The 21,074-nt window shown below is 55.0% G+C and carries 21 protein-coding genes and 1 pseudogene; 12 read left to right on the top strand and 10 right to left on the bottom strand.

What is annotated here, in order from left to right:
• Positions 1-25 precede the first annotated feature (25 nt).
• Entirely contained in the window at positions 26-841 is an 816-nt protein-coding gene (locus JIN95_RS16175) for an IS5 family transposase (RefSeq protein ID WP_128906796.1), read from the bottom strand.
• Between the two features lie 445 nt (positions 842-1,286).
• On the opposite strand from JIN95_RS16175, the gene JIN95_RS16180 reads away from it, so the two are divergent.
• Both JIN95_RS16180 and JIN95_RS16185 read left to right on the top strand, forming a co-directional pair.
• A complete protein-coding gene (locus JIN95_RS16180; RefSeq protein WP_050033705.1) occupies positions 1,287-2,612 on the top strand; it encodes an orc1/cdc6 family replication initiation protein in 1,326 nt (441 codons plus the stop codon).
• A gap of 280 nt (positions 2,613-2,892) precedes the next feature.
• Positions 2,893-3,450: a hypothetical protein gene (locus JIN95_RS16185; RefSeq protein WP_050033715.1), complete on the top strand. Its 558-nt coding sequence runs from the start codon at positions 2,893-2,895 to the stop codon at positions 3,448-3,450.
• A gap of 16 nt (positions 3,451-3,466) precedes the next feature.
• Here the strand turns inward: JIN95_RS16185 and JIN95_RS16190 are convergent, their stop codons facing one another.
• The 5 genes from JIN95_RS16190 to JIN95_RS16210 form a co-directional block, all read right to left on the bottom strand.
• Entirely contained in the window at positions 3,467-4,258 is a 792-nt protein-coding gene (locus JIN95_RS16190; protein WP_200532214.1) for a hypothetical protein, read from the bottom strand.
• 15 nt (positions 4,259-4,273) lie between these two features.
• A complete protein-coding gene (locus tag JIN95_RS16195) occupies positions 4,274-4,762 on the bottom strand; it encodes a hypothetical protein (protein WP_050033707.1) in 489 nt (162 codons plus the stop codon).
• 74 nt (positions 4,763-4,836) lie between these two features.
• Positions 4,837-5,379 carry a hypothetical protein gene (locus JIN95_RS16200; protein ID WP_050033708.1) on the bottom strand — a complete coding sequence of 181 codons (543 nt, stop codon included), beginning with the start codon at positions 5,377-5,379 and terminating at the stop codon, positions 4,837-4,839.
• Positions 5,380-5,398: 19 nt separating this feature from the next.
• Positions 5,399-7,216, bottom strand: a complete 1,818-nt coding sequence (locus JIN95_RS16205) for an SWIM zinc finger family protein (protein ID WP_200532215.1) — start codon at positions 7,214-7,216, stop codon at positions 5,399-5,401.
• Between the two features lie 65 nt (positions 7,217-7,281).
• Entirely contained in the window at positions 7,282-7,536 is a 255-nt protein-coding gene (locus JIN95_RS16210) for a hypothetical protein (protein ID WP_050033709.1), read from the bottom strand.
• Between the two features lie 584 nt (positions 7,537-8,120).
• On the opposite strand from JIN95_RS16210, the gene JIN95_RS16215 reads away from it, so the two are divergent.
• The 3 genes from JIN95_RS16215 (at position 8,121) to JIN95_RS16225 (ending at position 9,921) form a co-directional block, all read left to right on the top strand.
• Positions 8,121-8,660 carry a hypothetical protein gene (locus tag JIN95_RS16215; RefSeq protein ID WP_321169274.1) on the top strand — a complete coding sequence of 180 codons (540 nt, stop codon included), beginning with the start codon at positions 8,121-8,123 and terminating at the stop codon, positions 8,658-8,660.
• Between the two features lie 426 nt (positions 8,661-9,086).
• The gene (locus JIN95_RS16220) at positions 9,087-9,380 is read left to right on the top strand and encodes a hypothetical protein (RefSeq protein WP_123619544.1); all 294 of its coding nucleotides are present in this window, start codon (positions 9,087-9,089) and stop codon (positions 9,378-9,380) included.
• Between the two features lie 103 nt (positions 9,381-9,483).
• Positions 9,484-9,921 (top strand): TRAM domain-containing protein, encoded by a 438-nt coding sequence (locus tag JIN95_RS16225; protein WP_082222555.1) that lies wholly within the window; start codon positions 9,484-9,486, stop codon positions 9,919-9,921.
• Between the two features lie 48 nt (positions 9,922-9,969).
• Here the strand turns inward: JIN95_RS16225 and JIN95_RS16230 are convergent, their stop codons facing one another.
• Together JIN95_RS16230 and JIN95_RS16235 are read right to left on the bottom strand one after the other, a co-directional pair.
• Positions 9,970-10,317 carry a DUF6788 family protein gene (locus JIN95_RS16230; RefSeq protein WP_200532216.1) on the bottom strand — a complete coding sequence of 116 codons (348 nt, stop codon included), beginning with the start codon at positions 10,315-10,317 and terminating at the stop codon, positions 9,970-9,972.
• 674 nt (positions 10,318-10,991) lie between these two features.
• Positions 10,992-11,450, bottom strand: a complete 459-nt coding sequence (locus tag JIN95_RS16235; protein ID WP_200532217.1) for a helix-turn-helix domain-containing protein — start codon at positions 11,448-11,450, stop codon at positions 10,992-10,994.
• 442 nt (positions 11,451-11,892) lie between these two features.
• Here JIN95_RS16235 and JIN95_RS16240 point away from each other — a divergent pair, with 442 nt between their 5' ends.
• The 4 genes and pseudogenes from JIN95_RS16240 to JIN95_RS16255 all read left to right on the top strand — a co-directional run bounded on the left by JIN95_RS16240 (position 11,893) and on the right by JIN95_RS16255 (position 17,173).
• Positions 11,893-13,212 (top strand): methyl-accepting chemotaxis protein, encoded by a 1,320-nt coding sequence (locus JIN95_RS16240; RefSeq protein ID WP_200532218.1) that lies wholly within the window; start codon positions 11,893-11,895, stop codon positions 13,210-13,212.
• Between the two features lie 1,620 nt (positions 13,213-14,832).
• Positions 14,833-15,294, top strand: a pseudogene (locus tag JIN95_RS16245) (IS4 family transposase); the annotation flags it as partial.
• A gap of 202 nt (positions 15,295-15,496) precedes the next feature.
• Positions 15,497-15,934, top strand: a complete 438-nt coding sequence (locus tag JIN95_RS16250) for a hypothetical protein (RefSeq protein ID WP_200532219.1) — start codon at positions 15,497-15,499, stop codon at positions 15,932-15,934.
• Between the two features lie 48 nt (positions 15,935-15,982).
• Complete coding sequence (locus JIN95_RS16255) at positions 15,983-17,173, top strand: ISH3 family transposase (RefSeq protein WP_200532220.1); 1,191 nt, start codon at positions 15,983-15,985, stop codon at positions 17,171-17,173.
• A gap of 437 nt (positions 17,174-17,610) precedes the next feature.
• Here the strand turns inward: JIN95_RS16255 and JIN95_RS16260 are convergent, their stop codons facing one another.
• On the bottom strand, positions 17,611-18,129 hold the full coding sequence (locus JIN95_RS16260; RefSeq protein ID WP_234699408.1) for a transcriptional regulator: 519 nt from the start codon (positions 18,127-18,129) through the stop codon (positions 17,611-17,613).
• 230 nt (positions 18,130-18,359) lie between these two features.
• Between JIN95_RS16260 and JIN95_RS16265 the strand changes: the two genes are divergently transcribed.
• Both JIN95_RS16265 and JIN95_RS16270 read left to right on the top strand, forming a co-directional pair.
• Positions 18,360-19,190, top strand: coding sequence for a ParA family protein (locus JIN95_RS16265; protein ID WP_200532221.1), 831 nt, complete (start codon positions 18,360-18,362; stop codon positions 19,188-19,190).
• Positions 19,187-19,663 carry an HNH endonuclease gene (locus JIN95_RS16270; RefSeq protein ID WP_200532222.1) on the top strand — a complete coding sequence of 159 codons (477 nt, stop codon included), beginning with the start codon at positions 19,187-19,189 and terminating at the stop codon, positions 19,661-19,663. The genes JIN95_RS16265 and JIN95_RS16270 overlap by 4 nt, the downstream gene beginning before the upstream one ends.
• A 109-nt stretch (positions 19,664-19,772) precedes the next feature.
• On the opposite strand, the gene lrp is transcribed toward JIN95_RS16270, so the two are convergent.
• Positions 19,773-20,228 (bottom strand): HTH-type transcriptional regulator Lrp, encoded by a 456-nt coding sequence (gene lrp / locus JIN95_RS16275; RefSeq protein WP_200532223.1) that lies wholly within the window; start codon positions 20,226-20,228, stop codon positions 19,773-19,775.
• A 235-nt stretch (positions 20,229-20,463) separates the two neighbouring features.
• Here lrp and JIN95_RS16280 point away from each other — a divergent pair, with 235 nt between their 5' ends.
• Positions 20,464-20,880, top strand: coding sequence for a hypothetical protein (locus tag JIN95_RS16280; protein WP_200532224.1), 417 nt, complete (start codon positions 20,464-20,466; stop codon positions 20,878-20,880).
• Positions 20,881-21,074 lie beyond the last annotated feature (194 nt).

Genomic DNA, 21,074 nt, shown 5'->3' on the forward strand with positions numbered 1-21,074 from the left:
GAGAAGGGAGAGCAGGCGGCGAGCCCTAACTCGCCGCCTGCGTCAGGTTATGGATGATGCACTTCCGCGTGAGCTCCCGGAACTGGCCGTGCCAGCTCCGGGAGCGGAGCTTCTCGCCGTCGTCTTCCTTCAACTGCGAGAAGCCGGTTTCACTCATCCAGCGCTGGTTGTAATCCTCGTTCATCCGGGCGTTGTGAGCCTTCTGTAGCGGTGTTTGCTCTCTGTGCTTGATCAGTGGTCGCGTTGAGTTGGAGCGACACTCCTCACGGAGTTCGCTCCATGAGTAGTTCGCGTCGGCAGATAACACACGCAGGTCTTCCGCGTTCCGGCGGAAGACCTGCATCCCAATGTGGCCGTCCCACGCCTTCTGCGTCGTGAAATGAACGTCCTTGATCGCTAGCGAATTCACGTCGATCAAGATCGTCGTCTTCATCGACTGAAACGAGAAGTCTGCGCGATCGCGGTAGTGGTAGCTGGTTTGGTCGCGTTGAAAGCCGCTTGCGTCAATTGCGGCTTCACCACTCCAGCCCGCCTGCTCCGCCGAAGTGCGGAGCAGGCGGCGGAGTTCACGCATCCGATACTCGTTTTCCCACCGACAAAACGAACTGTAGTGCGGTGCGTCGTCGAGATCAAACACGGCGAGGACGCCGGGCATCTCGTTGAGGTAGTCTTCGGTCTCACGGAGACTCTTTTCGAGTTCGACGCGATACAGGATCAACGCGATCTGTACCCACTCAGCGTACCCGTCCGCGCCGTCCGGCGCGGCGGGTACGTCCGGATCATCAACATGCTGTTTGGCAAGATCTCGACACATCCAAGCAAGCCGTCTGAGCGATGCCATATCGCCAGACGGCGTCCATTTCCGGGTTAATCTGGCGGAATATTACAGTAAAAGCGTCCCAGACCGTCGTCACTAGGCGGCAAAACAAGGCAGACTGTCTCCAACAGTACGTAAAATCGTCACCAACAATCCTCTACCCAAGAGCGAGAAAAAGAGAAGGTGGAAGAGACTCTCAATTTTGCCCCAAATCGTGACGTAGATGAGACGTTAGTCCAATCTGGAATTCTGTCACCCCTCCCTTCCTTGGAGGCTGGAACAAATCGATAGGGGTGAGAGGGTGTGTGGGTATTCTTTTGAATCGGTTGAGACGATAACCCCTAACAAATCGTCGGAGGTTACGGAGAGGAACAGCGTAAACCTCTAATACCGTGGATTTGACGGTCATACCGGCAGAAAAGAAATCGACAGGGGAATCTTTTAGTATTTTGGTAGAGTGGGTCCCAATATGCCCACGGATCCTGGTCCCGAGGGAACCTCCGAGTCCACGGGTTCTATCAAAGATCTCATTCTCGAGCAGGAAGAAGCCGCGAGTCTCATCAAGAACCGGTCGCTCCTTGAGCCGAACGAGATCGTCGACGAAGAACGTATCGTCGGTCGTGACACACAGCTCACCGATATTACTCAGCACCTTCGCGTCGCAATAAGTAACGAGCGACCGCCGAATCTTCTCCTCTATGGTCCTTCTGGAACCGGGAAATCTCTTATCATCAACGCTGTCTGTCAGAACATCGTCGAACTCTGCGAAAGCCGTGATATCCGGTTCGGCGTCATCCAGATGAACTGCCAGAACGTGGGAACCCTCGGCGCAGCTGTCTACGAACTTTCCCGAAAGGTGGCGAACGACATCGGAACAACTGTCGATGTCCCGGAACATGGAGTTCCAAACAAGAAAAAATGGCGCGAACTCTACCGTCTGATCAACGACCACTACGATACAGTTGTATTTATTCTCGATGAACTCGATATGCTCGTCGGTCGTCGAGATAAAGACGAGCCCGCTTTTTCGCGCCTTCTCTATCAGCTCTCTCGTGCTGGAAGCACCGACGAGATTACTGCCCAAGTCTCTGTCACTGCCATCACTAACGACACGAAGATGATGGAGAGTGTGGGAAGTCGCGCTCTCAGTTCCTTTACCCCTGAGGACGTTCACTTTAGTGACTACGACGCCGACCAGCTCCGGGAAATTCTCCGGGCTCGGGAGGACGCCTTCCACGAGGATACACTCAGCGGTGACGTCATCCCGCTTGCAGCTGCATTCGCTGCCCAAACCAATGGAGACGCACGGAAGGCGATCGACCTGATGCGAACAGCTGGGTCGATTGCGGAAAAAACAGGTGCAGACAAAGTCCGGGAGGAACACGTTCGACAAGCCCAAGATAAGGTTGAGAAGAACCGCGTGTTGGAGGTGACACGTGGGATTAGTACGCAGAAGAAGCTCTGTCTGTTCGCGACTGCAGCTGTGGCCCGTGAGGATGGAACTGGTGCAGCAAGGAGCCCGATTGGATACCGGGTGTATCAGTACTTGACAGGTACCCTAGATTCGGATCAGTACCACCAGGAGACGTACGTGAATAAGATGAAAGAACTCACGACGTATTCGTTGGTCGAGACAGAGCGGAAGAGTCAGGGACCACACTCGGGTAGCTACCTCGAGTTCACGTTTGGTGAGAATCCGGAGACTATCATCGAGACGCTCCGAGAAGATTCGCGGCTAGACGACGTCCACAATGACGAACTCCGCACCGTCGTGAATGCACAGCTCAATCAGTAGGGTGTTCACCGAACAAGTCGATAGGGGCGAGGGTGTTATCGATGACTCAGTTTTATCGGTGACAGGAACAAGTCGATAGAGGTGGGTCTACAGACTGTGGTGGTCGCTCACACAACAAATCGATAGGGGCGACTGTTTAGCATTTTGCGTTACCGATATTCTAAAAATCGTAGATGACGCTGGGATCTTTTGTGAATGAACGGTACTGTAGTCAACTGATCGAGGAACCACGCTATTGTCGTGAGGAAAACTGACACTCCCGCCTATGGAAGATACACGTATGACGAGCTACGTGTTTCGTGTATGGTTGCTCCCGAATCCGCCACTGGAGCTCGAACCCGACGAGGAGGTCTGGCGGGATATCGAAGTCGACGGGTCACATACACTAGCCGAATTCCACGAGGCGATCTTCGAGGCGTTCGAGCGTTGGGACAGCCACGCCTACGAGTTCATCACGCGCAACGAGGACGGCATCGCGCTCCGGAGCTACGTCCACCCACAGCTCTACGACGGCGGCCCGAGCTGGCGAGCGATGGACGACGCGGAGATCGACCGCTTCATCGATCAAGCCGTGCCCGACGACGCCTCCGAAGACGCCAAAGCGCGGTTTCGCGAGCTCCAGTCGAATCCGCCGCCGGAAGGTAACGCCGCCGACACCACGATCGACGAGTTAAATCCGGAAGAGCTGGGAGCGCTCTCCTACACGTTCGACATGGGTGACAACTGGGAACACTACATCGAACTCCAGGATACTCGCAACGCATCGTTGGACAGTAGCCCCGTGGTCGTCGACGAACAGGGGGACGCACCGTCCCAGTATCCCGATATGGACGAGTAGCGGGTGGTTGTCCCGCCTACAGTCGTTTTTCGTCAATGATGGCGGCGGTATCTGTCCCGGCGATTGTGTCGGATACTGCCAGCAGGTCGTCGATCTCGTCTGGATCGTAGACCTCCTTGACGATGCAGTAGTACTGTGACGGCGTTCCGAAGTCGTAGACCATGCTGAGCCGATCCCCTTCTCGGAGCGTCGCACGTTCAGCGATGTCTCCGATCGTCACGCCACTCGCGTTCGTGTACGAGGGGTCGTCGATCTTCTCATACTGGTGGTCCGGGAGAACGTTGAGTGACGAGTCCAGATACTCGTCTTCGAGGCCGTACATCCGGAGATGAAGATCATCGAGCGTACTGAATCGACACACGAGCCGATCGAGTTCTGCTATCGTCGTTTCCGGCCGAACGACGATATCGTACCACTCCTCGCGAGCGCGACCCTTCTGCTTCCAGCGAAGACGGTAGCCGGTGGTGCCGATACGAGATTCTACCTCCATGCTTGCATCCTGTCTCAGCTGGTCGATCTCATCGAGTGTTGCAGCCCAGCAATACGAACAGATCTCATCTGGCGCATCGCTCTCGAATGCCGTCTTGTCGAGACCTTTCCAGTCAGCATATCGCGGTAAATCGATGTATTCACTCGCGGGTGAGCGCGTACTCCGATCACACAGCTTCTCGCCGGGCAACTCCTGACGAGGGGAATAGGTCGACCTGCCGACTGGTTCTGCTTTCAGGTCGACGATATGGTCGACAGTCCCTATCTGACTGACTTCGATAACAAATCGCTCCAGTATCTCCGTCTCTGAATCGGTCATGGTTTTGGTAGTCTGTTATTCGACATCACTCGGAAGGATTCCATACGTTCTGGCGACCGAGACGATCTCTTCGCGGAACTCCTCGAACTCCTCACCGTGCGAGTCCGCGAGTGTTTCCACCTCGTCAGAATATGCCTCGCGGATCGCTCTCGCTTCGGCCCTCCCCTCGACGGTCGGTTTCCAGAGGGTTGTCGTGCCATAGTCCCCTGATTCGAACGACGGCCCAGATCGCTCGCGTTCTCCGACACACTCGACTAATCCCCGTTCTTGCAGTGTTTGAAGCGCGGTTTCGACTTCAGGTCCGAACTCCGAATCCATCGAGAGAAGCTCTTCGAGTGGCGGCTCTTCGGATCCACCTTCTGTCGTGATTGCGTCGAGTTGCGTACAGGCTACAACGAGGTCGTCAGTCGTCTTTTCGACGCCAGCGTAATCGTGTTTGTATCGTCTGTCGTGGGTAGTGAGTTGATCGATGAGTAACCGCTCGATCCACGTCTCGGTTTGCATGTCTGTATCCTACGATCGGAATCAACAAAGCGTGTCGCACGAAGCTGCATGTCGGGACGAACAGCAGCCACCGATCAATCGAGTTTTGCCCGCTCTTTCAGCTCGCCGACTAGGAGATCGAGGATCGCTTCTTTGTCCTCCTCGGGAACGTTCCTGCCGTCGAGTTCGTCGAACTTCTCTTCCCAGTGATCTATCCACGACCCGAACACGTCCTCGAATGTGTCTTCTGGATCGTCTGCAGCCCTGACGTCCTCGATCCCCTTCTGAATCATCTCGTGGGGCCCTCCGGCTCCAAGCTCGGCTTCGAGTACCAGCCATGGTTCGTACTCGAAGGTCGAAGAAAGTTCTTCGATATGCCACGTCTCGTCGTTCAAATCCAGTTGATACTCCGTCACCACGTGAAACCGAGCTGGTGAGGCATCGACACCCGGCACACCCATGTCCGAAAGGTACACCGTCGGATGACGCTCGATCTGTAACGAGAGCATGTCATCTGCTTCGAACTGGAATCTGAAAGCCCGCTCTCTGATCTTTCCCAGTGTCAGCCCATCTTCAGGCAGGTCGATGTCACACTCGTCCAGCACGGTGAGAACGCGGTCTTTGGTAGTCCTATCCATTATCCTCACCTGGTTTCGACTACTCAGTGAAGCCCTCCAACAGTTCCTCGAGCATCGGGCGGAGCTTGTATTTCCGGTAATGTTCGTCTCGGAGATCTTCGACGTAGACACACCACTCATCGAGTTCACCGACAACTCGGGCGGCCTTTCCGGCAGTTTCCAGCCACTGGACGGCGTGTCGGTACCGTTGGGACTGTCCCTCCTCGATGATTGGCTTGGCTTGTTCCTTACAGGCGTCGATCGTCCAGTCTGGGTGCTCATCCCAGACTTCCTCGACGACCGGCTCCACGACCTTGTAGTCCGAAAATCGATCCGCGATATCGATAGCCGCCTCGTACTGCTCTGCGTACAGGAAGATTTCGACGTGCCGTCGCGCAACTCGCTGCGTCGTGTCCTTGTTCCGAAGCGATGTCACCAACTCTTCGCGAATAGTCATCCACTCCTCACCGGCGAGTTCCTCTGCCGCTTGGTAGGCCGCAAGCGTCGGCGAGGCTTCGAATGCGGCGATAGCCGCCTCCAAGGCCACCTCCGGTTCGTCGAGGCTGGCGGCTCGATCGCGGAGCCACTCGGCCAGCTCAGCTTTCTCGCTGCCGTCTAGTGTCAATCCGTGTTGGGCCACCTCCAGTGCTGGTTGGGGCCGATCATGGTTCCGCAGCGTCTGGGCCAGTGTGAGTGCTTCGTTTGGGGAGGACAAGTTGTGCCGGGCGTATTCGATCGCCTCGTCGATCCGTCCTTCCTCCACGAGCTTGGTTACGTAGTCATCGATCAGATCCGCAGCCTCCGCCAGATCCAGGTACTCCTCGTTGCGACCTTGGCGCTTGAGGACGTTGAGGCAAGCCCTGATGAAGTCCTCGGCGTACCACGGTGGATCCCCTCCCCAGAGGTCAGCGTAGCCGATATCGCCCTGCATCGCTCGCTGAAGTGGTTCGAAATCCCAGCCCCGTTGGGCGGCTTCGAGCGCGATATTGTACGGCGGATGGTGTGTATAGCCCCCCATCTCCTGTTCCCATGTCCAGAGGCGGTCCTTCCAATCGGTACGCTCGACCTCCGAGAGGTCGGCGGTGAGCAGCGCCTCGGCCAGCACTCGGTCGACCTCGTCGAAGAACTCGAAGATCGCGTTCGAATCGTCGTACGAGAGCGCGAGCCACTCTTCGTCCATGAGTTCGTTGGCCAGCGGTTCGAGGATGTCCAGTGCCGTCTCGCCGTCGCCAGCCTCGACGGCTGTGCGTGCCTGATCGAGAAGGCCTCGCAACTTCTCGATGTCGGTTTCGGCTGCCTCGTACGGGTCGTAGGCGTGAGCGCTTCGCCCCTTAGTCGGTCCGAGAATGTTCTGTACCTGCTGGCGGATCGATTCGCGATTGATGTCCGGAGTTCGACCGTGTTCGCCATTCTCCGTCTCGTCTTCTGACTCGGCTGTTTCGAGTTCGGATTCGATCTGGGATGCCAGCTCCGGGCGACTCTCAATGAGGCTGGTGAGAACGTCACGGAGGATCTCGGGCTCGGCATCCGCGATCAGTTCGGAGATAGGCGGTCGCTGGTCGATCCCATCGGAATCGCGGACGTACGTCAGGAGAACGGCGACACGGTGCTTGCAAATCCCACCGTGATCGTACGGACAGGAACACGCCGTGTCAACGACCCCAGTTTCGTCGAGATCGATCCGCACCTGGTAGGGCTCGTACTGGCTGCCTTCAACCGCCGCTCGGATCGTCTCACCGCGCCGGACGAGCTTGACGACGGCACCCTCGGCGTAGTAGTTTCCCCCCCGGTCGTATGACTGGGGACGTGCCAGATCCCGGACTGCTGCCTCCGTGAGTGTCGGGTCGGGATCAACCATCGCTCGTATGGTATCTACGGATTAAACCCGTAGTAATTGTGGTGGGCGGTTGGGTGGCTGTGTGCCTACGAATCTGGAACCCAGACGCCTTTCACCGGCTGGAAGACGGCGTAGGCGTCGACATCCGACGTGTCGGTCGGATGAGCGGTGTGTAGCGTGAGTTGCCCCCTGCTCGTGTGTTCTCGGTTCTGTTCAGTTACCCACTCCTCTGCGTCCGCTTTCAAGTCGAAGGCGAGTCGACCATCCTCATCGAAATTCGCCTCCGCGAGTGGTGTCTCGCGAAAGACCGAGTCTTTGATTTCCACGATGTAGTCGACCATAGCTGTTCGTTCGCGGTAGCTCTCCTTTAGAATTCCCCGTGCTGAACAGATTAGATCTCTGCCAACCGTACAAACCGTATATGGAACTGACGCTCGAACATCTCCAGTCTGAGCACCTCGATCCGCTTCCGCTCTTTCAGTCCGAAGAAGCGACACTCTGGCACATCGACACCACACACATCCGGACGTGGTCGCCGACGATCACGTCAACGCCAGACTCGCCACAGCCACGATCTGGTCACTCGACGAGGATCGGACATACGCCCTGCTCGTGCTCCGGGAGAAGGTGGAGTGACGAAGCGATCCCAGAATTACTGCGCTATCTCGCTACCCATCTACATGGATCGGATACGGCCGTAGCGGAAACGTTCTCCATCGGGGTGTTCACGGCGACTGCGGTCAGGTCGCCTGCGGGCCGGACCGTCTGGTGGCGTGAAGACTACGTCGACGACACCGCCGGGTGAGGAACGGATATCCTCTCGAAGGCCGACCCGAGGAATTACGCCGCCATCCAACCAACAACGCTTATGGATCACACTCACGAGGCGTTCGCTGACGCACTCTCCTCGGGCGACACCGAGCGCGTGAATCGGGCGATCGACGAAATCGAAAACACCGAACTCGAGGAACGAGCCGCCCTGTTCGACGAGTGTTTCGATATGTGTCTCGACCTCTACGAGGCCGACGATGGATACCAGCGACAGTCCGTGATTCGCTTTGCGGCCAGTCTGTATCCGCGCTTGGCCTATCGAACGGTCGGTGCGGACCTCACCGACGAGGCGTTACCGGGTGAGTGGACGCTCGAGGAAATCGCGACCCACCGCGAACGATTGCGGGACCTCTACGCGGACGCGCTCCGCGACGACGACGGCCGCGTGCGACGCGCGGCCGCCAAGGCGACCAAGGAACTGGCGCTGACCGCCGAGATGCTTGAAGCCGAGGACGAACTCTGGTCCATGATGGACGAACTGGACACGCTCGCCGAGGAGTGTGCAGACTCGAAGCGAAAACATGTCGAGCAGGCCTACGAGAACGTCGCCTTTCACGCGGAGAAGCCGTTTTCCCTACTCCCGGACGGGCTTCGGAACGCGCTCGAAGGCGACGACCACAGTAGTGGACGGTAGCTCACTCGAACGCTCTTGTGTAGGACATTGTTGATAGCTTGCTGTCTTGCGATTTCGGTCTATCCCGGGTGAACTCTATTCGGCTTAGAGAGACGTTCAGATCGGTGGTTGTGGCTACTTGTGAAAATACCGTGACCGTATCAACAATCTCCTACGGAAGAGCGAGACCCAATTTCACCCCACGCCTAGACAATACTGGGGATCTTGGAAAGATCCTCTGAGGATAGGCTCAAAATTAACCAACTAACTGGCGCTTCTACTGGTATCTGTTGGTTAATCACGTTGACCATCACAGCTAAGCCCGGGAGAGGGCTATCGCACAGCACTCGCTGGGAGACGACAGACCGGCCACGGCAACTGACCAGATGGTGTATCTGGACCCTGCTCAAGTCGGGTTTTATTTGTAGAATTGACCTATGACTTGGTATGACCGACTCGCCGTCTCCAAGCGTCTCTGTCTCGTTATCTGAGTCGACTAACGTTTCTACAGTCTTGGACCGGGCCGGAATTGATTACGTTACCGTTCATGAGCAGCGACTGCTGGCGATCTATCATACCGGAATTTTCAATGTGACAACCGAACCGGAGTCAGTGTCGAATGCCCGCACGCTTGAGATCGAATGCTGGGAAGCCCCACTCCCGTCTCGTAGTGATGAGCGATCGCCACAGGAGCTTCTCGAAGACTTTGCGGCCGTATTTGATGCTGGCGATGAGTCCTGAAATGGTCACTCGAGAACCTTGATCAGACCGACGGTAATCGGTTGAGAGCACTAGAAACGCTAGAAACAAGTCAGCTGGCACGAGTCAACACAATACGCCATTTATGGACATTTCTGAGACGCTCCAGACACTGTATACTGCGACTGTTGTGCAAGACGATGGTACCTATCAAATAACTGTACCAGACCGTGAGATAGCCACCGGGACACTTTCTGAGGGTGAAACATACCGTGTTGCGCTCATATCGACATCGACGTCGAATATCGAAGCCACCGACGCGACTGAGGCCACTCAGTCAGCTGACCACGCTGCTCAGCAACACGAATACGACGGCCCGCCTGTCGAGGAAGGTGAACAGCGAGACGTTGAAATCGAGAACCTCGGTGACCAAGGTGACGGTATCGCGAAAGTCGAGCGCGGCTACGTTGTGATCGTTCCCGAAACGAGTGTCGGAGACCGAGTCACCGTCGAGATACAACAGGTGCGTGAGAACGTTGCGTTCGCTGATGTCGTTGATGACACCCTTCGCGGGGAAGTCTAGGACCGCAGGTTGGCACGAACGGGTGGTTATGGCAAACTTCTCACACCACTACTCACTTTCTGGCTTACCGACGTATTCGGATTTCATCGTCCCGTTTTCACGATAGTACCGATAGAGATACGGACCGTGCATATCCGCAGGATCTCCGCTAGCGCACTTACAGCTATCGTCGCCACAGGTGACTTTCTCTTTGACGACGGTCCCGCTTCCTGCGCCATCGGGATCGTCGACGGGCTCGGCAGCCTCGGGAAGCTCGTCAGTGTCGACCGACTGGTCGCGATATTCGATGAGCGTCTCAATATAGTTCTGTACCTCCTGGAGTGTCTCCGTATCCTGTTTGGGGAGCCCCTCCGCGAGATACTTCGGGAGCGAGGTAGGTGGTGACGGCTGCTCCATACCTTATGTAACAACCGGTGCCATGTTAGCGTTCGGATGCTACATAAGGAATTGAACCTTCTCTACCAACCGTGACCACCTCAGCAATTACTCAAGATCGTAGGCAGCAATTTCGTGAGAGCCACACCGTGGACATTCATCGACGTCCTGCTCCACACTGTACCCACAGTGACGGCACTCGTGGTGCGTTGTCGATGACGGCTCGAGCCTGACGATCTGCTGGATGAACTGTTTACTAATCATCGGTGGGGTCGACGATCTCGCCACAGCCGGGACATTCAGCCCACAGGCCTGGGGTACCGGTGGCTGTTTCATACCGGATGATCGCATGTCGTCCAGTGACTGTCTCGCCGCAGAACGAGCAGGCGCCACGGACTATCTCTGAACTATTAGGAGCCATCCTCACGAGTTCACGGGGCTTTTTTAGGGGAGAGGGAGCGTGTGACATCGTTTTAGAGCGGACCCAGTTGTTGAGACTGGCCTCACTCTGCTCCCTCACATCAACTTATGTGCTCTGTGACTTATATCCCGGGCGAGCGGAGTGGAAGTACTGTTCGAGGACAGCAGCGTGACTGTGGATCGTGCGTACTGTTCGCGCAGTTACAGTGACAATCCAAGATCGCCGAGAGTGGTGAGCCGTATCTTGTAGGCGAGATCGATACTTCGAACCACTACTACTCTGGGTAGTGGTCTTCGACTTCTGTGACAAGGGCTTCTGCTCGTGCTTCTACGCTCGGAGAACTCTTCTTATTGGATATCTCTGTCTGCTCATCTAATTCGAGGCTCGGAACGTCCTGCTCCCAGCCCGACTCAGCATAGCTGTCGTCGGTGGGTGTCGCTTCGAAGAGTTTGACAGCTGCGTCAAGCGATCTCAGCCGATTCGTTAGCTTATCAACTCGCCATGGCTCGATATAATAAACGCTCTCTGTCTGTTTGATGAGTCCGTTCTCGACAAGTTGAGCCACCGTGTCTGAGACAGTTGCTTTGCTGTGGCCTGTTTGAGCTGCGATTTCTTGTGGCGTGAAGCCGTACTCGTGGGCTGTTATAAGGAAACTGAGAATCTCATACTCGACCGATTCTGGATTGACCGGGAAGGGCTTGTCAGTAATGAGCTCATCGACGGGGACAGGCATCACATCACTTGTGTCACTAACTGATATTACATGTTTCGCAGAACTGTATTTTTGTGGCTACTGCCCATATGGCTCTGTTGAAACCCTCTACAGGAGATATGTTCTGACCTAGTTGCGGTCAACGCAGGGTATATATTTCGCACTCTGGTCAGTAGTGTATTGACACGGGGTTCGTTACAATTACAGCAGTTTCAGACGAGGCTTGTTGTAGTGAAGCAGGGGATAGTACACTTGGATGATGACCAGCCGCTAGGCCCTGTTAGTATGGCCTATAGCTGAATTCGCACTCTTCAGCGACCGCCTGTTTAAGATGAGAATATGTCTGAAGAATGGGATTTCAACAAAGCCGCCTATATCATTTTAATTCATTCTAATTTGACAAGTCTATCAAATACAATAATCCAGACGGAACCCACATGAACCCCGATAGACGCCTCCAGGTATGACCGCAGCCACGGACAACGACCAGCTCCAAGAGAGTAGCACCGAGCCTGGCGGAGACTTCTGGCGGCACACCTTCGAGCAATTCATCGCAGACCTTCCTGAAGCGGCGTTTGTCGTCGACGACGCCGGCGACATCACGCAGTGGAACAGGGCAACGGCTGATCTCCTCGGCCTCCCCGCAAGCGAAGCCGTCGGGATGAACGCATACGACGTGTTCGGCACCGAGGGCGAAGACGAGACCCTCGCTGAAGAAGTCGTCCGCACGGGAACACCCATCCGCGAAGAGAAGTTCCGATCTGCCGAACGACCAGACGGCACGAAAGCACACGCCCGCGCGATTGGGACTCCGATCCAGACACCCACTGGCGAGGTCGTTGGGGCTGTCGAGCTGCTCTTCGACGTCACCACCGTCGTCGAACAGCGGGAGACACTCACCGACCTCCAGGAAGAGCTCTCGGACAATGTCGAGACATCCATGGAGCAGCTGGGAGAATCAACGACCGAAGTTGCGAACCGCTCAAACGAGATCACGCAGCTCGTCGACGAGCAAGCAGCCGAACTCGAAAGTACCCAAGGCGATGTCTCGGGATTCAGCGCAACCGTCGAGGAGATCGCGTCCAGCGCCGAAGAGGTCAGCAACCAAAGCGCCGAGTCAAGAACCCTCGCCGAAGAGTCCGTCGACACCGCGGGTGAGGTCATCGACCAAGTGGACGACACAGCCGAGAAATCGGCTTCCGTCGCAGACGACGTCGCGGACCTCAGAGACGAAATCGAACAAGTCGAAGAACTCGTCGGCGTGATCAACGATATCGCCGAGCAGACGAACATGCTCGCATTAAACGCCAACATCGAAGCGGCACGCAGCGACAGTGACGGCTTCGCGGTCGTCGCCGACGAGGTGAAGAACCTCGCGAACCGCTCGCAGGACCAAGCGGACGAGATCGAAGAAATCGTCGCGAGGATCAAGGCGAAGGCCTCCAAAACGACCGAAGAGGTCGAAGCAGCCAACGACGAGATCCAGTCTGCGAGAGACGACATCCAAGGCGTCCTCGAGAACCAGAAACAGATCCTAACGGCGGTCGAACAGACCGAAAGCGGGATCAGCGAGATCGCGGCCGCAACAGACGAGCAGGCAAGCGTGGCCGAAGAGATATCGAGTGCCGTCGACGATGTCTCCGAACGAGCGTTCGTCGTGAATGAGGAAATCGCGGAGATCGCGGACGAAAACGAGAGCCAAACGGAGATGGTCTCACGGCTGACCCAGCAGGTCGAGCAGATTGACCGCGAACTGGCGGAGGTCATGGACGCTTCTGTCTGAGGTAGGCGTATCGTGATCGGACGGGCGGACAGCCCCACCCCACGTTTCCGATCCAAATCTCCCGAGTACCGACGCTTCAGACCATCTCCCGCAGCCGTGGTTCTGTAGTCCACACACGGGGACCCCCAGTTTGGAGTGAGGTCCCCAGAAGATGAGAGACGATCCAACCGAGACCATATATTCGGGATCTCAACAGACAACAGCACGAAGTATATAAAGAGGCTATAACACTAACTTCTTGTTAACCCTAAAAGACAACTACAGCACTCTAATTTGAGGTCCGCGATGTCGTCATTTCCTTCGCCGTCCCCGTCGCTTCGCCGCTCCCGTAGTATCGCTGTCTCGCTGTTGTCGCCTTCCCACCCCCACCGTCGCGTCACATCTGGTACGGTCACGGTCGCGTCTCCCCGCCCACCCACCCCACACCGCTCACATCGCGACCGCGATTCTCGATGTCGTCGACCGCGCCCCACCCCGCACTCTCGCATCGTGATCTGCCCTTCCCTCCTGTCGTCGCCACGCCGCCGCTGTTCGTCATCGGGTGTCGTGTCGTCTCGGCGGTCCCTCAATGTTGTCGCGCGCTCGGTGGTCCGTTCTTGATGGTGGTCGAGGTCGCTGTGTTGCTTCCTGGTCGTCGGGCCGACTTCGCTAGTCGTTCGTCTAATCGCCGAGGGTCGTCGCTGGTCGATTCTCACTTCCCATCGCTCGTCGGGTTGTTGCTGCCGGGTCAGTCCTGCTGGTGGTGTCGTGGCTCGCCTCTGGAGTGCTATCGATCAGCTGGTGGTCCGTCGTCGAGCTCCGGGTCCGGTTCGTCTCTCGGCCGTCGTCAGTCCTCCGAGTCAGGCTCTCCCACTACCTCGCAGTCGTTGCTATCTCCCTTCGCCGCCGGTACTGGTCGTGGCTCTTCCGTAGTCCTCTGCTGGTGGTCGGTGCTTGCCTGTCGTTGGTCTCTGTTCATCGCCTCATCTCTCCCGTCCTTTGCGCCGCTCTCCGAGGGTTCCATCCACTATCATATCCTTGATAGTCTCCTCCTCGTCCGCCTCCCGTCTCTCCCTCTTTCCCTCGTCCGTTACTTGGCTCCGCCCCGATTCCTTCGCTACGCGACTATCCACTGAACTTCATCTGCCCTGAACCCTAATTGTGTGAATTCGGCTGAACGTATTAGATAACCCGAGGTTCTTTGATAGGCTCTCTAAAGATTTTTCGTCCGATGGCTGAACGTATGAGCCTGATTTGGCTGGTCGCAATTTCATGAAGCACCCCCGCAATCTCGCCGCCTTCCTGTCATTAGATGACCTGCCAATATAGATATGAAATTAATGAATCATACCCGCAATCCCGCTGCCTTCCTGTCATTACGCACTTCATGAAGCACCCCACCAACCCCGCCGCTGTCTTGTCATTACGGTAGGTCGATCGCTACTTGATGGGTTTAGAATTACTTCATGAAATACCCCACCAATCCCGCCGCCGTCTTGTCATTACGCACTTCATGAAGCACCCCACCATCTGTCTTTAGTTAAGCGAGAAACCGCGAGATAGCGGCGGCTTATCGAGGCATCTTTCGGAAGGAATGAGGAAGTCCAGTCTGTGCACGACAAGGACTCCTCATCTCGAATTATGCGTCGACTCACTACACTGTTTCCCTCTGAGTTCCTCGAAGAGCACGCCGAGGAACTCGGCGTGGTCGAACGTGACCGCAAGCTCCAGATCCCTGCCTTCGTTTGGGCGTTCGTGTTCGGCTTCGCCGCAGGCGAAAGCCGAACACTCGCCGGGTTTAGACGCTGTTACAACTCTACTGCCGATGAGACGATCTCTCCGGGTGGATTCTATCAGCGGTTGACACCGACGCTTGCAGAGTATCTCCGCGACCTCGTCGAGCGCGGTCTCGACGAGGTCGCTGTTCCTAACGCTGTTGACGCTGATATCGACCGATTTAGAGACGTGATGATCGCTGATGGAACGGTGTTGCGGTTACACGAATTTCTCTCAGACCAATTCGAAGCCCGCCACGAGGAGCAGGCTGGAGCGAAGCTCCACCTGCTCCACAATGCCACAGAGCAGACGATTGAACGGCTCGATACTGCTAACAGTTGATCGTAGCACGGTTTCTTTATTCACTTTATAGGATGTAACTAATACACTACTTAGGGCTGCTTGAGACATCTACAGTTACTCACACCGTATATATACTAATTCTGATGTTTTTGAATGGCCGAATCAAGTTATCCTGTTTTGGATCAGCAATACAGTCATGTAGACGGACTGGCTTACAATGAGTAGGATGGAAGTCTGGATTTCTTCGGGAACCCATGTCGATAGTATTGCGGAGCGTGAAAATGAAATCAAGAAACAGTTCGCTAGCCCGGATATCATATTTGGCGAGGGGGCTGAGAAGTCAACCGCTCAAGAGCAGCTCGAATCAATCCTAAAAATCACTCCAATTGCTCCACTGCTCGCTGCTGCGGTCACTTTCCACATCTATATTTCAGTCGAATTACGCGGATGGATAAAATCCAAAATAAGCGACGGGAAGAGCGGGAGAGATACAGAGATCATTCAAAATATAGTCTCTAGATACAATATTGAGTGGCACGAGATCGACAACGAACCACTTGGAAAATACATCTATACCAACTCGATAACATGGGGGATTCTAAACTCGCTAGTTGTCCACTCTGGCTCAAGAGACCAGTTGCTGACACGTAGTAGTCAGAATTAGGCGACTGAATCAGTCGCCTGATTCAGCCGCTGTCCGGATTGGTGCGTGATGAGGCTACCAAAACTCAAACGCATCCTCACAGATCCGGACGAGTTCCTTTCGAACGGCCAGTTGAAGTCTCTTAGCATGGAGTTGCTCGAGCTGATCCCGATGGAAGGAATCGAGGGCTCCGGCCTCGATTCCGAGGAGATCATGGAAGTCGTCTTACGGGCTGCCGTTGACACGACATCGGTCAACGGCGTCACGGGGAACACGGAAGACACACCAAATCGCAAGACTGTGATGGACTGGTTGCACACACTGGAGAAAGAGTCGATGCTTGATGCTGTCAACGATATCCTCGCGCTGGTGGCAATGACGGTTCTCGACCGCGATCGGTCGAGAACCATCTGTCTCGATTTCATGGACAATCCGTTCCACGGGTTTCCGGACGACGAAGATGAATTCCGCCGGATGCAAGCGCGTGACGGCACGACGAAGTGTCATCGCTACTGTACGGCGTTTGTCATTGCACAGGGAAAGCCGCTGACACTGGCGGTTGAACCAGTTGACGGCGACGACAGCAAGGCCGACGCGGTCGAGCGCGTGCTTGCCCGCGTCGAGACGTATCCGTTCGAGACTGAACAGATTCTCATGGACAGAGCAGCCTTTGCTGGCGAGTTGATCGGTGTGCTTCGGGAGACAGCACCGCCAGTCTTTCCGGTTAAGACCGGGAAAGACTCGCTCCGCAAGAAGCTCTCGGTGAACGCGTCGCAGATGACCGAGGAGACGATCTGTGAAGGCAAAGAGTACGAACAGACGTATCCACTGGCGGTCAATGTCACGTACCACAACGGTGATCGTGGGAAGTCAGGGCTCAAACAGACGGGATACGCGGCGTACGGTCTCGAAGACCGCACGCCGCGACAAGTGGCACAGATCTACAACCACCGGTCACGGATCGAAAAGAGCTACGAGAAATTTCGGGAAGCGCGTGCCCTGACAACGACGCCATCAACGACAATTCGGCTCTTCTATGTGGGTGTCGGGTTCCTGTTAGAGCAGTTGTGGGTCGTGTTACAGTGGGCCGTGCTCGCCCAACCACGGCGTGGTGGGCGAGCACTTCCGGTGGCGTTCACGTTCGGCGATGCGTTTCTCCATGGGATCGAACAGGTGTTAGACGACGAACTCGGTTGGAAGGAGAAGCATCGGACGAACGGAGAAGGACTACCACCAGGATACGAGCACGGACTCGGCTGAGCCGCCTCGCTTCTGAAGCGAGGCTGGCGAACAGCGGCAGCTGTATTCTGAGAGCCATCTGAGCCATGTCTACAGCGGAAACCAAACAGAGATTCGACATATTTTCAATTCACTGTAGCGTTTGAGCCACTCTCCGTCTGGTATCGCCGTCCTTACCGTGTGAGACTGGGCTTTTGCCGCCGCGGTTATCGAGAGAGTGGACAACTAGCGATAATGGATCGTGAAATCGTCGTTCGTGTACCAGCGTATCTCGAACCGTCCTGAAGCCGCAGCCGGGTAGTATTCATCAGTCAGTTCGATGTGGAGAGCCAGCGTACTTTCTTCAATGATCTCTGCGGAGTCGGCCAGCCGACTCCCTGCAAATCGGGAACGCATCCTCTCCATCACAGCGCGGTCTATCGGCGCAGGGCTTGCGCCATCGTCCACCGGAACCATCCTTAACTGTGTGAGGGTGCCGTTGAACCGGCGGCCTTTCTCCGTGCGCGTTCGTGTAAGCGGCGTTCTTCGAGTGTGGTGGCCCAATCACCAAGCTCTCGGTAGACATCATCGACTTGGTTTGCACCGTACTCGAGGACATTGACGTCGGCAGGCGTGTCGGCCTCGTATTTGTCGCGGTATGTTTCAATCTGATCTGTTAGCTCTGATACGCGTGTCTGTAACTCGTCGATAGTGTGTTCTCGTGAGAGCTTGCTCACCCGCCGCCACTCGAAATAATCGTCATTGCGCTCGTATCTGGCTGGTCGCCCTTCGTGTTGGATAACGATGCCGAGGTCGCCATAGAAAGATAGGTGTGTTCGAGCAGATTCGTCCGAGCAATCCGCTCGCTCCGCGATCTCAGCAGCTGTCATCGGTTCTCTAGCGTGGAGTATTGCTCCGTAGACGCGTTGCTTCGTATCTTCCTCCTCGAATGGTCTATCAAACGGTGGCGGCCCGTCAGGGTGAGTATCGTCTGACATACTTTTCTCAACGGTTCTACCACACATATACCTTTCTTTGGCCAAAATATATTGTCTTCGTGTCCTACTTAACTCAGTGTTCATGACCCGACTGGTACAGATCTCCCGGCTGGCAATCACGATCGGTTTTGCGGAGTCACTGTCCGTGGCCGGTTTGTCTCCACTCTCGTTGTCGGTGAAGCAGCGTCTGACATAGTATTATAACGATCGCGTTTCTCTCATTTCAGTATATGACTGAAACGGGTGAAACGATCGAAACGACTCCAGCGATCGTAGCGATGCTCAACCAGAAGGGCGGAGTTGGGAAAACAACGCTCACAATCCACGTTGCCGGAGGACTTGCCGATCGTGGACTTGATGTCCTCGTGGTAGACCTCGCTCCAGAAGGAGCGCTCACATCGATCCTCGGCTACGACGAGGCGTACAGCGATCTTGACCGCGAAGTGTCGCTCCACGAACTCCTCTTGGACCCTAGCCGCGCCACCGACGTCGACGACTTTGTCCTAGAAGGCAAGGAGTTCGATCTGCTCCCGGCGAACGAGCGCATGGTTGACCGGACCGGCGGGGAGTTAAATGGCGAACCGCGGGCACGGGAGCGACTGAAGATGGTCCTCGACGAACTCGGCGCTGGCTACGATGTCGTCCTCGTCGACAACATGCCGAGCATCAACGTCCTCACGGACAACACGCTCGTGGCAAGTGACGGCGTTCTCATCCCGGCGTACGCCGAGGCGCTTTCAGTCCAAGGTCTCGACCGCCTCCAAAAGCAGATCGACAGCGTCCGCGAGTACTTCGGCGCGGTCAGGATCCTCGGGATCGTCGCGAACCGCGTCGAGCACAACAAGCAGGCTGATTCGATGCTCAAGCAGCTCCACGCGGAGTTTGAGGATGGGCTCGGAATTCCGGTGTTCGACGTGTACAAACGGGTGGATCTCCAGCGGACAATTGCTGCACAGGAACGATCGATCTTCGCTGCTGAGGAGATTGAGAGTGACATGGCCGAGGTAATTGGCGAAGTTGCATCCCTTGTTGATAACGAACTCGTGGAGGCAGACCAATGAGTGACGATCAGGACGACACCAGCGAGGAACTGGGAAAAACCGGCGAAAAGATGGGTGGGATTGCAGATCGTTTTGGCGCAACGACCACCACGAATGAAACGTCGGAAACGTCCGAGACGACTGAAACGAGAGAAACGCCCGAAACGATCAACACAACCGATGAAAAAGCCGCTTCGTCCCCCGAAATGACTGAAACGACTGAAACGATCGAAACGTCTGAAACGGGAGACACGACTGACGCACTCGGTCCCGGTGATGAAGGATTTGTCTTGCGTGAGGATTGGAACGGTCGAACAATCTATCTGCCTGACGACGTGGTCGACGATCTTGACATCCGGTACTCCAAGGCCAACGTTGAGTGGCAACAAGCTCATGGCGAACAGCTTCCGAAAAACGAGCGGTTCTACCCAGCACTGATCCGAGCAGCAATAAACGAGACATCGATCGAGAAGGAACTCGGTCTGAGCGAGTAGATATCAGGAATCAGCACGCGATTACAGCGAACTGGCATCGCTGGAGACTCATGTCAAGGAACTCCGATAGCAGCCATCATGCGGCGGCACGCGAACCGTCGAATATGCGCTAGTTGTCACCAACGCTGAACTGCGTGTATTCACTCACTGCATTCAAGACGACGCTCGTATTGGACTCTTGGACATCTGCATCGGCCAAGATGCGCTTAATCTGGTTGTTCATACCGTCGGAGTCGATGAACTTTCCAATCGCGATGATGTCGTAATCGCCAGTAGTCTCATACACACTCATCATCTGCGGTTCATCGCGGAGCGCATCTGTAATATCCGGTAGCCCGGGGCCATCGACTTTGAGTTGGAGAATAGCAGTCACGTCGTAGCCAAGTTTGCTGTAATCGACAATTGGCGTATATCCCTCAATTGCACCTGCGTCTTCGAGATCAGCCAAATGGTTCGAGACCGTCGTCACCGACACATCAAGCTCGTCGCTGAGATTGCGCAAGCTCTCACGGCCATTCTCCAGAAGTGCGTTTACCAACTCCGTATCGAGGTTTTCGTACGTCATTGATCCTATTTTGATCTGCAGTGGGGATAATTGTTTTACTTGGGCTCTGGTGAAATACTATTCATCAGACACATTCTTGCCTGAAACAGCCGGTCGCTGAAAAGTGCGAATTGGCTATTGATGTTTCTGCCAGTTTAGAGAAATGTTCTTATAGCCGTGTAAGATGTAGCACGCGAGTACAGCACTAATCCATTTTGTACTAACCCGTACTACATTTTTTAGTTGTTACAAAGCATTGGAGACACAAACAGCAAGAATTGATAGGGGAATGAACATGGTTGAAAAAAGAAAACAAGAAAGAGAGAAGGTTACTATCGAGAGAAAAACGATAGTAATTGAAGAACCGAAAGTTACCACAGAAGAGGTTGATCTCTACGTTTGCCCAAGTTGTGAAGAAGAATATAGAGAGGATGAAATGGTCCGTGTAGGACTGGGTTTAGAGAAACACTATTTCGGTGATGAACCAGATTATAGTGAAATTTCGTCAATGTGTCAATACTGTACATCTGCGATATTCGATTATGATGGTAAGACAGGTGAGATAAAGAATAACTTCAGCTCAGATAATAATTCTTTTCGACGTTTCGCATTGTGGATACTAATAATAGGCATTATGATTGGATTTTTTTCTGGTTATTTGTTTTTATTATAAACAAATGATTCAACCATACATTTCAAACACGGTATTGGTAACTCCCCGCTCTTCATCGGTATGTGGATCTCCCGTACTGAGCGATCCACGGGTCAGCCAACAAGGTCTGTGAACTGTTCTATGACACCTTCCCTCTTCTTCAGACACACTTCTGGTTGAAACGGCTGGTCGCTGAAAGGTGCTAATATCTCGGT

This window comes from Halorubrum sp. LN27 (genome assembly GCF_016635065.1).
GTDB classification, from domain to species: Archaea; Halobacteriota; Halobacteria; order Halobacteriales; family Haloferacaceae; genus Halorubrum; species Halorubrum salipaludis.

Bases quoted from the DNA above. Each gene is read 5' to 3' on its own strand.
- JIN95_RS16175 (WP_128906796.1), bottom strand. From the start codon at position 841: ATGGCATCGCTCAGACGGCTTGCTTGGATGTGTCGAGATCTTGCCAAA.
- JIN95_RS16180 (WP_050033705.1), top strand. From the start codon at position 1,287: ATGCCCACGGATCCTGGTCCCGAGGGAACCTCCGAGTCCACGGGTTCT.
- JIN95_RS16185 (WP_050033715.1), top strand. From the start codon at position 2,893: ATGACGAGCTACGTGTTTCGTGTATGGTTGCTCCCGAATCCGCCACTG.
- JIN95_RS16190 (WP_200532214.1), bottom strand. From the start codon at position 4,258: ATGACCGATTCAGAGACGGAGATACTGGAGCGATTTGTTATCGAAGTC.
- JIN95_RS16195 (WP_050033707.1), bottom strand. From the start codon at position 4,762: ATGCAAACCGAGACGTGGATCGAGCGGTTACTCATCGATCAACTCACT.
- JIN95_RS16200 (WP_050033708.1), bottom strand. From the start codon at position 5,379: ATGGATAGGACTACCAAAGACCGCGTTCTCACCGTGCTGGACGAGTGT.
- JIN95_RS16205 (WP_200532215.1), bottom strand. From the start codon at position 7,216: ATGGTTGATCCCGACCCGACACTCACGGAGGCAGCAGTCCGGGATCTG.
- JIN95_RS16210 (WP_050033709.1), bottom strand. From the start codon at position 7,536: ATGGTCGACTACATCGTGGAAATCAAAGACTCGGTCTTTCGCGAGACA.
- JIN95_RS16220 (WP_123619544.1), top strand. From the start codon at position 9,087: ATGACCGACTCGCCGTCTCCAAGCGTCTCTGTCTCGTTATCTGAGTCG.
- JIN95_RS16225 (WP_082222555.1), top strand. From the start codon at position 9,484: ATGGACATTTCTGAGACGCTCCAGACACTGTATACTGCGACTGTTGTG.
- JIN95_RS16230 (WP_200532216.1), bottom strand. From the start codon at position 10,317: ATGGAGCAGCCGTCACCACCTACCTCGCTCCCGAAGTATCTCGCGGAG.
- JIN95_RS16235 (WP_200532217.1), bottom strand. From the start codon at position 11,450: ATGCCTGTCCCCGTCGATGAGCTCATTACTGACAAGCCCTTCCCGGTC.
- JIN95_RS16240 (WP_200532218.1), top strand. From the start codon at position 11,893: ATGACCGCAGCCACGGACAACGACCAGCTCCAAGAGAGTAGCACCGAG.
- JIN95_RS16250 (WP_200532219.1), top strand. From the start codon at position 15,497: ATGGAAGTCTGGATTTCTTCGGGAACCCATGTCGATAGTATTGCGGAG.
- JIN95_RS16255 (WP_200532220.1), top strand. From the start codon at position 15,983: ATGAGGCTACCAAAACTCAAACGCATCCTCACAGATCCGGACGAGTTC.
- JIN95_RS16260 (WP_234699408.1), bottom strand. From the start codon at position 18,129: ATGTCAGACGATACTCACCCTGACGGGCCGCCACCGTTTGATAGACCA.
- JIN95_RS16265 (WP_200532221.1), top strand. From the start codon at position 18,360: ATGACTGAAACGGGTGAAACGATCGAAACGACTCCAGCGATCGTAGCG.
- JIN95_RS16270 (WP_200532222.1), top strand. From the start codon at position 19,187: ATGAGTGACGATCAGGACGACACCAGCGAGGAACTGGGAAAAACCGGC.
- lrp (WP_200532223.1), bottom strand. From the start codon at position 20,228: ATGACGTACGAAAACCTCGATACGGAGTTGGTAAACGCACTTCTGGAG.